The sequence below is a fragment of the Streptomyces sp. NPDC037301 genome (assembly GCF_055602785.1).
The window spans coordinates 1-14,123 of record NZ_JBVJWD010000096.1 but is presented as its reverse complement, the minus strand read 5'-3'; the positions used below and the strand labels follow the sequence as shown (position 1 = coordinate 14,123).

Genomic DNA, 14,123 nt, shown 5'->3' with positions numbered 1-14,123 from the left:
GGTTTCGAGCGGCGTGACGACCGGCCGCGTGGCCCCCGCCGTGACGACGACAGCCGTGGTGGCGGCTACCGGCGCGACGACAGCCGCGGTGGTGGCTCCGGCGGCGGTTTCCGTCGGGACGACAGCCGAGGCGGAGGTTACCGCGGGCAGCGGGACGACCGCGGTGACCGGGGTGGTTACCGCGGGCGCGACGACCGTGGTGGGTACGAGCGGCGTGACGACCGGGACCGTGAGCCCATCAAGCGGCTTCCGATTCCTGACGACGTCACCGGTGACGAGATCGACAAGGACGTGCGGCAGGAGCTGATGAGCCTGCCGAAGACCCTGGCCGAGGATGTAGCCAGGAACCTCGTGATGGTGGCCCGGCTGATCGACGAGGACCCTGAGCAGGCGTACGCGTACTCGCGGATCGCGTTGCGGCTGGCCTCGCGGGTTGCTGCCGTGCGTGAGGCGGCCGGGTTCGCCGCGTACGCGACGCAGAAGTACTCGGAGGCGCTGGCGGAGTTCCGGGCGGCGAAGCGGATGACCGGTTCCGTGGAGCTGTGGCCTGTCATGGCCGACTGCGAGCGCGGACTCGGGCGGCCCGAGCGGGCGATGGCCATGGCCGGCGAGCCCGAGGTGCAGAAGCTGGACAAGGCCGGTCAGGTCGAGATGCGTCTGGTAGCTGCCGGAGCCCGTAGGGACATGGGGCAGATCGACGCCGCCATCGTCACGCTGCAGAGTTCCGAGCTCGCCTCGAACGCCGTGCACCCGTGGACTCCCCGGCTGCGCTATGCGTACGCGGACGCGCTGCTGGCGGCGGGGCGCGAGGACGAGGCGCGTGAGTGGTTCGGGAAGGCGCTGGAGGCCGACAAGGACGGCGCCACCGATGCCTCGGACCGGCTTGCCGAGCTGGACGGTGTCGAGTTCGTCGATGCCCTCGGTGAGGACGAGGACGAGGACGACGCTGCTCAGGCGCCGGCCGACGCTGCGGATGACGACAAGAGCGACGGCAAGGACGAAGACGGTACGTCCGAGTCGTAAGGCATGAGAAAGGGCGGCACTCCGCAAGGGGTGCCGCCCTTTTTTGTTGCTGTGGGGGTCAGTCGAGGGTGAGGCTTCGCAGGACGAGGCCGGTGGCCGGCTTGGGGCCGAAGGAAGTTGACTTGCGGGGCATGGTGACGCCCTGCCGGGCGAGATCCCGGACGACTTCCTCACGTACCGGATGCATCAGAACCGCCGTGGCATTGTGACGTTCGGCCTGTTCGACGACGGCCGCGGTGTCGTGTATGTACGCGATGTGCTCCGGGGCGTCGGGGATCTGCCAGACGTGGTCGAGCAGAGCCGCGTGCAGGACCGTCGCGTCGAGGGTCTGCCAGGCGGTCGGACGGTCGGCCGGAATCGTACGGGAAAGCAGACCGGCGTCGGGACGGTCGATGAGGTGGAAGCCGCCGTCGCCCGCGAGCAGGAATGCGTTGCCTTCGGCGGCCGCCTCGGCGAGAGCGTCCAGGGCCCGGGGGAGCGGACCCTCCATGTCGCGGATGCGGAAGAGACCGTCCAGCGCGGCGAGTGCGTCGGCGACCGGGAAGCGGTGCAGCAGTCGGTGGATGGCGCGGACCCGGAGCGGGTAGCGGGCCGTGTCGACGAGGAGGACCAGGCCGAAGTCCCAGGGGCCGGGAGCTGTGTGCTCCTGCTGGAGGCGGAGGTAGGTGGCCCAGCGGTGGTGGCCGTCGGCGATCAAGGCCTGGTGGTGGGCGAGATCGGCCTCGATCTCGGCCCGGTCGGCCGGGTGGGTGACCGCCCAGAGCCGGTGGCTGTAGCCGTCCTCGGTGGTGGTGGAGAGGAGCGGCGGCCGGTGGATGGTCCGTTCGATGACGGCGGACGCGCCGGTCGGGTGGCCTTCGCTGCGGTAGGTGAGCAGCAGCGGTTCGAGATGGGCCGCGGTGGTGCGCATCAGGTTGGCCCGGTCCTCGACGACATGGGCCATCACGTCCTCGTGCGGCAGCACGATGCCGTCGGCGGGGGAGGAGAGCGCCAGCGCGCCGACGATGCCGCGTTGCAGGATCTCGGTGTTGCTCTGCTCGTAGACGTACAGCGCGGGCTCGGGATCGGGAGCGAGTATGCCCTCTGCCAGCCAGCGGTTCAGGGTCTCGGCGGCCTGCGTGTGGCGGGCCGCGGCCGTGTCGGCCTGCGGCAGGATCAGCCGGACGATGTTGTGCGGATCCGCCGACTCCAGGTGGTGCAGCCCGTCGGGGCGCACGACGACGTCGTACGGCGGTGAGGTCACCGCGGCAAGACTGCCGACCCGCTCGGGGACGTATCGCAGCCCACGGAACGGAAGCAGACGCAGTCCCTGCCCGGCCGACCCTGATGTGTTCATTTCTGCATCGTATGTGTGCGGCCGGGATGCGCGATGATCGGGACAGAAGCATGGAATGAGGAGCGCAAAGAATGAGTCAGGCGAGCAGGACCAGGCCGAGCGGCAGCAGCACCGCGTTGAACGAGGCGTACGACACGGCGCTGCTCGATCTCGACGGGGTGGTGTACGCGGGCGGTCATGCGATCGTCCACGCAGTCGAGTCGCTGGGAGCGGCGCGGGACGGCGGGATGCACCTGGCGTATGTGACGAACAATGCCCTGCGGCCCCCGGCCGCGGTGGCCGAGCATCTGACCGAGCTCGGGGTTCCTGCCGAGCCCGCCGATGTGATCACCTCGGCGCAGGCGGTGGCCAGGCTGATGGCCGATCAGCTGCCGGCCGGGGCGCGGGTGCTGGTGGTGGGTGGCGAGGGGCTGCGCGTCGCGCTGCGGGAGCGCGGTCTGGTGCCGGTGGAATCGGCCGACGACGAGCCGGTCGCGGTGGCGCAGGGTTACGGCGGCCCCGACATGACGTGGGGTCGGTTCGCCGAGGCCGCGTACGCGATTGCGCGGGGGGTGCCGTGGTTCGCGTCCAACACGGATCTGACGATTCCCAGTGCCCGGGGGATCGCGCCGGGGAACGGTGCGGCGGTGGAGGTTGTACGGATCGCTACTGGGGCCGAGCCGCAGGTCGCCGGGAAGCCGCTGCCTCCGATGCACCGGGAGACGGTGCTGCGGACCGGGGCCGAACGCCCGTTGGTGGTCGGGGACCGGCTGGACACGGACATCGAGGGCGCGTTCAACGGCGGTGTGGACTCGCTGCTGGTGCTCACCGGGGTGACGGACGCGGCGCAGTTGGTGGCCGCCGAGCCGAAGCACCGGCCGACGTATGTGGACGCGGATCTGCGGGGGCTGCTGACCGGGCAGCCCGAGGTGGTGCGGGCGGGCGACAGGTTCGGCTGCGGTGGCTGGACGGCGGCGGTGCGCGGTGGCGACCTGGTGCTCGAAGGGGACGGGGACGTGCTCGACGGGCTGCGGGCGCTCTGCGGGGCGGCGTGGTCGTACGCCGGAGACGGCTCGTGCGGGCTGGACGCGGGGAAGGCGGTCGCCAGGCTGGGGCTGTGAAGGGAGACTCCCGGCGATTCAAGTTGAAAGGAGGATAGGCTAACCTAACTTTGTTCTGCCCGGTGTGCCGCCGTCCGGACGGCCGACCCGCCGGGCGACCGGGCCTCGGCCGCGGCCTCTGCTCGTGGCGAGGGGCGACCCCGCGCACCCGATCACCTCCGACTCCGGGAGTACGACCATGCAGCGCCTCACCGCGGACTCGGTGACCCTCGGCTACGACCGGCGGGTCATCGCGGAGAATCTCTCGGTCGAGATCCCCGACAACTCGTTCACGGTGATCGTCGGCCCCAACGCCTGTGGCAAGTCGACCCTGTTGCGCGCGCTCTCGCGGATGCTGAAGCCGAACAGCGGGCGGGTACTCCTGGACGGGCAGACAATCCACGGAATGCCGGCCAAGAAGGTCGCCAAGACACTTGGGCTGCTGCCGCAGTCCTCCATAGCGCCGGACGGCATCACCGTCGCCGACCTCGTCGGGCGCGGCCGGTATCCGCACCAGGGGCTGTTGCGCCAGTGGTCGCCGGACGACGAACGCATTGTCGAGGAATCGATGGCCGCTACCGGAGTCGATGCGCTTGCCGATCGCTATGTCGACGAATTGTCCGGCGGGCAGCGGCAGCGTGTCTGGATCGCCATGGCGCTCGCCCAGCAGACGCCGCTGCTGCTGCTCGACGAGCCGACGACGTACCTCGACATCCAGCACCAGATCGATGTCCTCGATCTCTGTGCGGAGCTGCACGAGACGCAGGGGCGCACTCTGGTTGCCGTCCTGCACGATCTGAATCATGCCGCGCGGTACGCCACGCACCTCATCGCGATGCGGGAAGGCGAGGTGATCGCCGAGGGGGCACCCGGCGAGGTCGTCACCGCGGAGCTGGTGGAGCGGGTCTTCGGGGTGCGCTGCCAGGTCATCGACGACCCGGAGACCGGGACGCCGTTGGTGGTGCCGACCGCGCGCAAGCGGCGGAGCGGCGCGGCGGGCGTGCAGGGCAAGGCGGCTGCCGGGGCGTCGGCCGGGGGCTGACCGAACGGGCCCTGCCCTCAGTGGCGGGACCGGCCGGGAAAGCGGATCCGCCCCGCGGCTACAGCAGCGACCTGAGTCTCAGCAGGTCGCGGAAGCCGGCCTCCAGACGGACCCGGCCCGCGCCCCATGCCCTGGCGAAGTTCATTTCGCCGTTCACCATGGCCACCAGATCGTCGCCGGTCATCGCGAGCCGGATCTCGGCCTTCTCCCTGGGCGGGCCGTCGGCTGTGTCCAGGACCTGGATCCGGCCATTGGCCAGCCGGCCGGTGAAGGTGACGTCGAGGTCCTTGATGTGACAGCTCAGCGAGCGGTCGAGGGCAGCCGCGCTGCGCACGTCGCCGTCGGCCCTCGCGAGGTTGTCGGAAAGTTTGTCGAGTGCGCTGCGGCACTCCGCCATGGTCGCCATCGTGACCGACGGTACCGCAGCCCTTCGCGGTAGCGTTTCCCGCATGAGCGACTCGATGCCGGGGGCCGGGACGGCAGCCGGAACAGCGCCCGGGGTGACACCCGTGGCCGTGGCGGAAGACTCGTCCGACGAGGGCGCGGCCCCGGCCGCCGCAACCCCTGTCGACCCTGCCGCACCCGCGTCCCTCGGCGTCGTACGCACCCCCACCGGCAACGCCGAGGTCGACGCACGGCTGGAGCGTCTCGCCGATGCGGACCACCTCCCGGCGGACGGACACATCGAGGTGTACGAGGATGTACACGGCGGGCTGCGCGACGCGCTGACCGCGCTGGACGCCAGGCCCGCACCCGCACCGGTACCCGCACCGATGCCCTCGTACGACAACAGGAGCTGAACCGAACGTGGCAGGAGTGGCACGTCGCCGCCTCGACGCCGAGCTGGTACGCCGTAAGCTCGCCCGCTCGCGCGAACATGCGAGCCAGCTGATCGCCGCAGGGCGGGTGACCGTCGGCGGAAACACCGCGACCAAACCCGCCACCCAGGTCGAGACCAGCGCCGCCGTCGTCGTGATCAAGGACGACAGCGACCCCGAGTACGTCTCGCGCGGTGGCCACAAGCTCGCCGGCGCCCTCGCCGCCTTCGTACCCCTCGGGCTGAAGGTCGAGGGGCGGCGGGCGCTGGACGCCGGGGCGTCGACCGGTGGCTTCACCGACGTACTGCTGCGGGCCGGCGCCGGTCATGTGGTCGCCGTCGACGTCGGCTACGGGCAGCTCGCCTGGTCGCTCCAGTCCGATGAGCGCGTCACCGTCAAGGACCGCACCAACGTACGGGAATTGACGCTGGAAGCCATCGACGGGAAGCCGGTGGACCTGGTTGTCGGCGATCTGTCGTTCATCCCGCTGGGGCTGGTCCTGCCCGCTCTGGCGCGCTGCGCCGCCCCGGACGCGGACCTGGTCCTCATGGTCAAGCCGCAGTTCGAGGTCGGCAAGGAGCGGCTCGGCAGCGGCGGCGTGGTGCGCAGCCCCGAGCTGCGGGCCGAAGCGGTACGGGAGGTGGCGCGCCGGGCCTGGGCGCTGGGTCTCGGAGTGCTGGGGGTGACGGCGAGTCCACTGCCGGGACCCTCGGGAAATGTCGAGTACTTTCTGTGGCTGCGGGCCGGAGCACCTGAGCTGGATCCCGCAGATGTCGACCGTGCAGTGGCGGAGGGGCCTCGTTGACGACGAATGCGGCACGAACTGTCTTTCTTTTGGCACACACCGGCCGCCCGGCCGCGATCCGCAGCGCCGAGCTGGTCGTACAGGGACTGTTGCGCAGCGGCCTCGGCGTACGGGTGCTGGCCACCGAGGCGGCCGATCTCCCGCTGCCGCCGTCCGTCGAGACGGTCACAGATACCACGCCCAAGGCCGTGGACGGCTGTGAACTGCTGATCGTGCTCGGCGGGGACGGGACACTGCTGCGCGGCGCCGAACTCTCCCGCGCCTCAGGGGTGCCGATGCTCGGCGTCAACCTCGGCCGGGTCGGCTTCCTCGCCGAGGCCGAGCGGGACGACCTGGACAAGGTCGTCGACCGGGTCGTCACCCGGGCGTACCAGGTCGAGGAACGGATGACGCTCGACGTTGTCGTGCACAGCAACGGCGACATCGTCCACACCGACTGGGCGCTCAACGAAGCGGCCGTGCAGAAGGTGTCGCCCGAGCGGATGCTGGAGGTGGTCCTGGAGATCGACGGCCGGCCGGTGACCGGGTTCGGCTGCGACGGGATCGTCTGCGCGACCCCGACCGGATCGACCGCATACGCCTTCTCGGCGGGCGGACCCGTCGTCTGGCCCGAGGTCGAGGCGCTGCTGATGGTGCCGATCAGCGCCCATGCACTGTTCGCCAAGCCACTGGTGACCTCACCGACCTCGGTGCTCGCCGTCGAGGTCCAGCAGCACACCCCGCACGGAGTGCTGTGGTGCGACGGGCGCAGGACCGTGGAGCTGCCCGCGGGGGCGCGGGTCGAGGTGCGGCGCGGTGCGGTGCCCGTACGGCTCGCCCGGCTGCACCACGCCTCGTTCACGGACCGGCTGGTGGCGAAGTTCGCACTGCCCGTCTCGGGGTGGCGAGGCGCGCCGCACTGACCGGCGGACATTCCCCCGGAGGCGGTGCGAATGCTTCAGGAGCACACGGGAGAGTGAACCCCGGGGGGCGGGGCCCGTCGCACATCGGGGCCCGGACCTCGTAAGGTCATGTCCGTGTTGGAGGAGATGCGGATACGGTCGCTCGGAGTCATCGACGACGCGGTGGTCGAGCTGTCACCCGGTTTCACCGCGGTGACGGGTGAGACCGGCGCGGGCAAGACCATGGTCGTCACCAGCCTGGGGCTGTTGCTCGGTGGGCGTGCCGACCCTGCCCTGGTACGGATCGGGGCCAAGGCCGCGGTCGTCGAGGGGCGGATCACGGTGTCCGACGGCGACATCGTGGCCCTGCGGGCCGAGGAGGCCGGGGCCGAATTTGACGACGGCGCGCTGTTGATCAGCCGTACCGTCTCCGCGGAGGGGCGCTCCCGGGCGCATCTCGGCGGCAGGTCCGTGCCGGTGGGGGTGCTCGCCGAACTCGCCGACGAACTCGTGGCCGTGCACGGCCAGACCGACCAGCAGGGGCTGCTCAAGCCCGCGCGGCAGCGGCAGGCCCTCGACCGGTACGCGGGCGACGGTGTCGCCGTGCCGCACGCCAAGTACGCGGCGGCCTACCGGCGGCTGCGGGCCGTCGTCACGGAGCTCGACGAGCTGACGACGCGCGCCCGCGAACGCGCCCAGGAAGCGGATCTGCTGCGCTTCGGACTCAACGAGATCGCTGCGGTCGAACCACTCGCGGGTGAGGACGGCGACCTGGCCGCCGAGGCCGAGCGGCTCGGCCATGCCGAAGCGCTCGCTTCCGCGGCGGCCCTCGCACACACCGCGCTCGCGGGCAACCCGGAGGACCCGGAGGGCGTCGACGCGACGACTGTGGTCGCGGCCGCCGGACGGTCCCTGGACGCCGTACGGGCCCACGATCCGGCGCTGGCCGCGCTCGCCGACCGGATCGGCGAGATCTCGATCCTGCTCGCCGATGTGGCGGGCGAGCTGGCCGGGTACGCCGACCAGCTGGACGCCGATCCGCTGCGGCTCGCCGCGGTGGAGGAGCGGCGGGCCGCGCTCACCGGACTCACCCGTAAGTACGGCGAGGACATCACCGCCGTACTCGCCTGGGCCGAGGAAGGGGCCGCCCGGCTCACCGAGCTGGAGGGCGACGACGACCGCATCGGCGAGCTGACGGCGGAGCGCGATGCGCTGCGCGCCGAACTCTCGGGCCTCGGGCAGGCGTTGACCGATGCGCGTACGGGGGCGGCGGAGCGCTTCGCCGAGGCGGTGACCGCGGAGCTGGCATCCCTCGCCATGCCGCACGCCCGGGTCTCCTTCGACATCCGGCAGACCGAGGCGGCGGACGAGGCGTCCGGCATCGAGATCGGCGGGCGGAGTGTGGTCTACGGGCCGTCCGGCGCCGACGAGGTCGAGCTTCTGCTGGCCCCGCACCCCGGCGCCCAGCCGCGGCCGATCGCGAAGGGCGCGTCGGGCGGTGAGCTGTCCCGGGTGATGCTCGCCGTCGAGGTGGTGTTCGCCGGCTCCGATCCCGTACCCACGTACCTCTTCGACGAGGTCGACGCGGGCGTCGGCGGCAAGGCGGCCGTCGAGGTCGGGCGGCGGCTGGCGAAGCTCGCCAGGTCCGCGCAGGTGGTCGTCGTCACGCACCTGCCGCAGGTGGCGGCGTTCGCCGACCGCCAGCTGCTGGTCGAGAAGACGGTCGACGGGTCGGTCACCAGCAGTGGTGTCACCGTCCTGGAGGGCGAGGACCGGGTACGGGAACTGTCCCGGATGCTTGCGGGGCAGGAGGACTCGGAGACGGCCCGGGCGCATGCGGAGGAGCTGCTGGCCACGGCGCGGGCTGACGGGTAGCGGGGCTTCGCGGCCGCCGGGCGCGTGTTCGTGCTCGGTCTCCGGGCGGGCTTGTCATTCGAGTCCGCCCGGCGATGCGCGGACGCAGTGGCCCGCCGGACGGTCCGGCGGGCCACTGCGTAGCCTGGCCCGCATGGGAGCAGCGTTCAGCAAAGCCGCAGTGTCCGGTGCCGTCGCAGCCGCCGTCGCGGGGGGTGCGTACCGGGCGCTGCGGGCCCGGCCCCGCAGGCGCTGGCAGCGAACCAACTACGCGGGCCGCACCGTCGATCTTTACGCGGGACCGGCCGTCGCCCTCGGCGCCGCAGCCGGAACCGCCGTTCTTCCACTGCCCGCGCGTACCCGGTACGCCGCCCTGCTCGCCGTTCTCGCGGCCGGCGGCTGCGGTGCCTACGACGACCTCGTCGGTGCGGACGATCCGCGCCGCGGGTTCCGTGCCCACCTGGGTGCGCTGCGGGACGGCGAGGTGACCAGTGGCGCGGTGAAGCTCTTCGGGATCGGGGCCGCCGGGCTCGCGGCCGGTGCGCTGCTCAAGGAGCGGCCCGTCGACCGGGTCCTCGCCGGCGTCGTGATCGCCGGAAGTGCGCACCTCGTCAATCTGGCGGATGTACGGCCCGCCGTGGCCGCCGCCACCGTGCTCGCCCTCGGGGCCCCGGGCCTGCCGGGCGCACTCGCCGCCGCGCCCATGGGCGCCGCGGCAGCGCTCGTCGCCGACGACCTGGGTGAGCGCACCATGATCGGGGACACCGGGGCCCACGCCCTGGGCGCCGCGCTCGGCGTCGCCATCGTCGCGGGCCGCGGCCGGGCCGGGCTCTTCGCCCATGCGGCGGGGCTTGTCGCGGCGACGGTGTACGGGGACCGGATCAGCCGACTCGCCCGAATGCTGTCGGACCGCTGACAGGGTCCACGGAGGCGGCAACATCGCGCCGCCGCCTCACCCGTGCGAGTGGTGCGTCATGGCCGGTTGCTGTTGTACGCAGCGGGACAGTGGCTCGACTGTGCCGGAACGTGCCTACGGACTGGCATCCTTGGCGGTGCCATCACCGCCCACTCGGGAGCCCCGGGAGCCATTCAACGTGTCACAGCTGCGTACGGTCCAAGTCCTGGGCGGCGGCAGCGCGGGCAGCAGCGCCCACGTCAGCTCGCTGGCCGCAGGGCTGGTGGCGAGAGGCGTACACGTCACCGTATGTGCCCCGGCCGAACTGGATCACGCCCACGACTTCTCCGCTACGGGTGTCCGGTTCGCCCCCGTGCCGCGACGCAGTGATCCCGCCGCCGTCGCCGCGCTGCGTACTGCCTGCCTGACGGCGGACGTGGTCCACGCGCACGGTCTGCACGCCGCCGTACGTGCCGCTCTTGCGCTCGGCGGCCGCCGTATCCCGCTGGTCGTCACCTGGCACGCTCGCGCCCACGCCGAGGGAGCCCGCAGCCGGCTGCTTCATCTGATGGAGCGAAGAGCCGCCCGTGCGGCGGCAGTTGTGCTCGGTACGACATCGGACCTGGTCGACCGGGCGCGGCACCGAGGAGCGCGCGATGCCCGGCTCTCGCCGGTCTCCGCCCCTGTACCGCGCGTTCCCGCCGGTGTCCACGAAGGCAAGGTGCGGGCCGAACTCGGTGTGGTGGAACGGCCGTTGATCTTTTCGTACGGGAGTCTCGTACCGCATCACGGGTACGACATGCTGCTCGATGCCGCACGGGTATGGCGCGAACTCGACCCCGTACCGCTGCTGATCATCGTGGGGGAGGGGCGGGAGCGGGCCGCTCTGCAGCGCCGGATCAGGAACGAGGAGCTGCCCGTCCGGCTCATCGGCAGCCGCGACGACATCGCAGAACTTCTCGCCGCCGCCGATCTGGCCGTGCTGTCCAGCCGGTGGGAGGCGCGCTCGGTGCTGGCCCAGGAGGCGCTGCGGCTCGGCGTTCCGCTGGTCGCCACCGCGGTCGGAGGGGTGCCCGAACTCGTTGGGGACGGGGCGGAGCTCGTACCGTACGGGAATGCGGAGGCGCTCGCGCGGGCAGTGGTCAGGCTGCTCGGTGATCCGGGTCGGCGCGCGGAGCTGGTGGCCGCGGGGCGTGTACAGGCCGCGAGTTGGCCGACGGAGGACGACACGATCGCTCAAGTTCTCAGCATCTACGACGAGTTGACGAAACCGTTGGCGGTAGCGGTAGCGGTAGCGCGGACGCGGTGAGCGGCTGCTCGTCGGACGAGTCCGGAGCTACGAAGTGTGGCGGCGGGCCCGGAGGGCCAGGCTCAGCGCCAGGACCGCCTGGGGGTCGTCCAGGTCGGTGCCGAGCAGTTCGCCGATGCGGGCCAGCCGGTTGTACAGCGTCTGACGGTTCAGATGCAGTTCGCGTGCCGTCTCCGCCTTGCGGCCCGCGTGGGCCAGATACGTCTCCAGCGTCGGCAGCAGCGGAGGGCGAGAGGTGCGGTCGTGATCGCGCAGCGGGCCGATCGCCCGGTCCACGAACGCCGCCAGATCCGGATGGTCCCGCAGCCGCCACAGCAGCAGATCGATGTCCAGACGCCGGGCGTCGTACCAGGGCCGGTCGCTGAGACCGTGCGCGGCCGTCGCCGTCTCCGCGGCGTGCCGCAGCCCCGCACCGGCCGCCGCCCAGCCGCCCGCCACGCCCACCACCACGACCGGCGGATACGATCCTGCACGCTCCAGACCGGCCCGCTCCACACCCGCCCGCAGCGCCGCCGCGACCCGGTCCGCGACCGCCGTGCGCTCCGTCTCGGACCGCAGCCCCAGCAGCACCGGAACCCGGCCCTCCACGGGCCGCACACCGAGCAGCACCGGCACACCCACCGACGAGAGCTCCTCCAGCACCGCCCGCGCCAGCAGCGCCCAGTTCCCCGACACGGACAGCTCGGGGGCCAGCCGCATGACCACCGGCAGCAGCGGCATCTCACCCGGTTTGAAGCCCAGTACGCGGGCTTGCGCCGGCGCGTCCTCCGAAGTGATCCGGCCCTCGGCGAGATCCGTCAGGAAGTCGCCCCGGCCGCGCGCGGCGAGCTCCTCCTCCTGGCGGGCCTGCATCAGCACGACGGCGAGGATGCCGGCCGCCCGCTCCGCCGCCATCCGGTGCACCGTCACCAGCGGGCCGGCCACGGCCAGCAGCACCAGCCTGGCCCGAACCGAACCGGTTCCAGGGCCGCCGCCCGGCACATCCACCAGCACCGAACCGGTGGGCGGCGTCTCACGGGCCGCCCGGTCGCCGCGCATCCCGTCCCACACCTGGAGCGGATCGGCGGACACCGGGCCGGACCCGGGGCCCGCCGCGTACAGCAGCTGGCCGTCCGCCGTCTCCAGGAAGACCGGGTTGGCCGTGAAGTCCGCCAGGATGCCCAGCACCTGAGGCACCCCGCCGCCGCCGAGCAGCGCCTCCGTACACCGCCGGTGCACATCCTCGGCCTGCCGCAGCAGCGCGTAGTGACCGTTGACGATCTCGGTGTGGATCTCCTCGGTCACCGTCACGAACGGCACCTCGCGGTGCAGTTGCACCAGCGGCAGACCGGCCGCGCGGGCGGCGTCCACGATCGATGCGGGCAGCCTGCTGAAGCGCGGTCCGAGCTCCACCACCAGGGCGGCGATCTGGCGGTCGGCGAGCCTGCGGACGAAGGCGCGCTGCTCGGCGGGGCGGGTGCCGAGCCCCAGACCGGTGGTGAGCAGCAGCTCACCGCCCTTGAGCAGCGAAGCGATGTTCGGGACCTCGCCCGCGTGCACCCAGCGCACCGTACGGTTCAGCCGGTCCGCGCCGGCCACCACCTCCGGGAGCCCGCTGCGCAGCCCCGGCAGCTCAAGGGCTCGCTGCACGGTGATTCCGCCTTGGGTCTCCACTGGTTCTGGCCTCGCGTTTCCACTTGGGTCGGGCGGGCAGTCGCCCTGATTCAGGAAGGTACCGGCCCCGGGCTCCGGAGGCGTCGTCGGGGAGCCGTCGGGGGAGTCCGCCGACCGGGGGCAACGGCATCGAGCAGCCACTTTCTCCATGCCCGGGGGCATGGAACCGCTGTTGACACGGGCCGAGGGCCGCTGCGATCTTGTGACCGCCGCGCGGTTCGGGCCGAGTGGCCCCCATACCCGGACCTGGACCTGGAGCAGACGTGGGCGACGACATATCGGCGTACTCAGGCCGGGAAGGCCTTGCGGGCCCCCTTCCCGGCCCGCTGGTCGGGGCCGACTGGCTCGCGGCACGGCTGGGCGAGCGCGGGCCGGTGGTCCTCGATGCCTCGGTGGGCGCGTACCGGGGCTCCGAGCAGCGGATTCCGGGAGCGCGGCCCTTCGATATCGACGGGGCACTGTCCGACCACTCCGGACCACTGCCCCACACCCTGCCCGACGCCGACAGATTCACCGAGGAGCTGCGCTCCCTCGGCGTCGACGACACCGACACCGTCGTCGTCTACGACGCTGCGGGCATCTACTCCAGCGCGCGTGCCTGGTGGATGCTGCGAGCGATGGGCTTCGACCGGGCCGCGGTGCTCGACGGTGGCCTGCCCGCCTGGACCGACGCCGGACTGCCGCTGGAGAACGCCGGGCCCGCGCCTGCCGTGGCGCGCGGCGACTTCACAGCCCGGCCGCGCGCGGGGCTGGTCGTCGGCAGCGACGAGGTGGTGGCGGCCCTGGCCGACCCTGGAGCAGCCGTCTTCGACGCCCGCTCCAGGGAGCGGTTCTCCGGCGCGGTCGCCGAGCCACGACCGGGGCTGCGCGCCGGCCATATGCCGGGGGCGGTCAATCTGCCCTTCGGCGAGATCCAGCGCGACGGCCGGATGCGCCCGGCGAAGGAACTGCGTGCCGCGTTCGACGCCCTCGCCGGGGAGCGGGAGCGGCTGTTCTTCAGCTGCGGATCGGGCGTCACCGCCTGCGTGCTGACGCTGGGGGCCGAGCTGGCGGGGTACCGCGAGCTGGCCGTGTACGACGGGTCCTGGAGCGAGTGGGGGCTGCCTTCGGGGCTGCCCGTCGTGACCGGAGCGGAGAGCGGGGGGCCGCTGCGATGATGCCGCTCGCCGCAGGGGGCGGGCCCGGCATATGCCGCCCGCCCCCTCCCCGGGGTCAGCCGACGTACGCCCCGCTCGCCGTCAGGCGCAGTGCCGTGTCGATCAGCGGCACATGGCTGAACGCCTGGGGGAAGTTCCCCACCTGGCGCTGCAGCCGGGGGTCCCACTCCTCCGCCAGCAGGCCCAGATCGTTGCGCAGGGACAGCAGCCGCTCGAAGAGCTGGCGTGCCTCGTCGACCCGGCCGATCATCGCCAGGTCGTCCGCCAGCCA

Annotated in this window: 14 protein-coding genes; 10 read left to right on the top strand and 4 right to left on the bottom strand. The window is 72.3% G+C overall.

The window, feature by feature from the left end:
- Nucleotides 1-306: 306 nt before the first annotated feature.
- Nucleotides 307-1,023 carry a tetratricopeptide repeat protein gene (locus ACZ7IB_RS47185; RefSeq protein WP_470921401.1) on the top strand — a complete coding sequence of 239 codons (717 nt, stop codon included), beginning with the start codon at nt 307-309 and terminating at the stop codon, nt 1,021-1,023.
- Between the two features lie 58 nt (nt 1,024-1,081).
- On the opposite strand, the gene ACZ7IB_RS47180 is transcribed toward ACZ7IB_RS47185, so the two are convergent.
- Entirely contained in the window at nt 1,082-2,359 is a 1,278-nt protein-coding gene (locus ACZ7IB_RS47180) for a DUF1015 family protein (protein WP_470921400.1), read from the bottom strand.
- Between the two features lie 71 nt (nt 2,360-2,430).
- Here ACZ7IB_RS47180 and ACZ7IB_RS47175 point away from each other — a divergent pair, with 71 nt between their 5' ends.
- Both ACZ7IB_RS47175 and ACZ7IB_RS47170 read left to right on the top strand, forming a co-directional pair.
- The gene (locus ACZ7IB_RS47175; RefSeq protein WP_470921399.1) at nt 2,431-3,459 is read left to right on the top strand and encodes an HAD hydrolase-like protein; all 1,029 of its coding nucleotides are present in this window, start codon (nt 2,431-2,433) and stop codon (nt 3,457-3,459) included.
- 178 nt (nt 3,460-3,637) lie between these two features.
- Nucleotides 3,638-4,480: an ABC transporter ATP-binding protein gene (locus ACZ7IB_RS47170; RefSeq protein ID WP_470921397.1), complete on the top strand. Its 843-nt coding sequence runs from the start codon at nt 3,638-3,640 to the stop codon at nt 4,478-4,480.
- Between the two features lie 58 nt (nt 4,481-4,538).
- Here ACZ7IB_RS47170 and ACZ7IB_RS47165 read toward each other — a convergent pair whose 3' ends face one another.
- Complete coding sequence (locus tag ACZ7IB_RS47165) at nt 4,539-4,886, bottom strand: SCP2 sterol-binding domain-containing protein (RefSeq protein WP_470921396.1); 348 nt, start codon at nt 4,884-4,886, stop codon at nt 4,539-4,541.
- A 43-nt stretch (nt 4,887-4,929) separates the two neighbouring features.
- Here ACZ7IB_RS47165 and ACZ7IB_RS47160 point away from each other — a divergent pair, with 43 nt between their 5' ends.
- From ACZ7IB_RS47160 to ACZ7IB_RS47135, 6 genes are all read left to right on the top strand, one after another.
- The gene (locus ACZ7IB_RS47160) at nt 4,930-5,280 is read left to right on the top strand and encodes a hypothetical protein (protein WP_470921394.1); all 351 of its coding nucleotides are present in this window, start codon (nt 4,930-4,932) and stop codon (nt 5,278-5,280) included.
- A 7-nt stretch (nt 5,281-5,287) separates the two neighbouring features.
- Nucleotides 5,288-6,103, top strand: a complete 816-nt coding sequence (locus ACZ7IB_RS47155; protein ID WP_470921392.1) for a TlyA family RNA methyltransferase — start codon at nt 5,288-5,290, stop codon at nt 6,101-6,103.
- Nucleotides 6,100-7,005 carry an NAD kinase gene (locus ACZ7IB_RS47150; RefSeq protein WP_383977202.1) on the top strand — a complete coding sequence of 302 codons (906 nt, stop codon included), beginning with the start codon at nt 6,100-6,102 and terminating at the stop codon, nt 7,003-7,005. The genes ACZ7IB_RS47155 and ACZ7IB_RS47150 overlap by 4 nt, the downstream gene beginning before the upstream one ends.
- A gap of 108 nt (nt 7,006-7,113) precedes the next feature.
- On the top strand, nt 7,114-8,859 hold the full coding sequence (gene recN, locus ACZ7IB_RS47145) for a DNA repair protein RecN (protein WP_470921390.1): 1,746 nt from the start codon (nt 7,114-7,116) through the stop codon (nt 8,857-8,859).
- A gap of 133 nt (nt 8,860-8,992) precedes the next feature.
- Nucleotides 8,993-9,754: a hypothetical protein gene (locus ACZ7IB_RS47140; protein ID WP_470921389.1), complete on the top strand. Its 762-nt coding sequence runs from the start codon at nt 8,993-8,995 to the stop codon at nt 9,752-9,754.
- Nucleotides 9,755-9,932: 178 nt separating this feature from the next.
- Nucleotides 9,933-11,042, top strand: a complete 1,110-nt coding sequence (locus ACZ7IB_RS47135; protein ID WP_470921388.1) for a glycosyltransferase family 4 protein — start codon at nt 9,933-9,935, stop codon at nt 11,040-11,042.
- A 27-nt stretch (nt 11,043-11,069) separates the two neighbouring features.
- Here the strand turns inward: ACZ7IB_RS47135 and ACZ7IB_RS47130 are convergent, their stop codons facing one another.
- Nucleotides 11,070-12,695, bottom strand: coding sequence for a PucR family transcriptional regulator (locus tag ACZ7IB_RS47130; protein WP_470921387.1), 1,626 nt, complete (start codon nt 12,693-12,695; stop codon nt 11,070-11,072).
- Between the two features lie 263 nt (nt 12,696-12,958).
- Here ACZ7IB_RS47130 and ACZ7IB_RS47125 point away from each other — a divergent pair, with 263 nt between their 5' ends.
- Complete coding sequence (locus ACZ7IB_RS47125; RefSeq protein WP_470921386.1) at nt 12,959-13,852, top strand: sulfurtransferase; 894 nt, start codon at nt 12,959-12,961, stop codon at nt 13,850-13,852.
- 55 nt (nt 13,853-13,907) lie between these two features.
- On the opposite strand, the gene ACZ7IB_RS47120 is transcribed toward ACZ7IB_RS47125, so the two are convergent.
- On the bottom strand, nt 13,908-14,123 hold a 216-nt coding region (locus ACZ7IB_RS47120; protein ID WP_470921385.1), incomplete at its 5' end, for a glycoside hydrolase family 15 protein.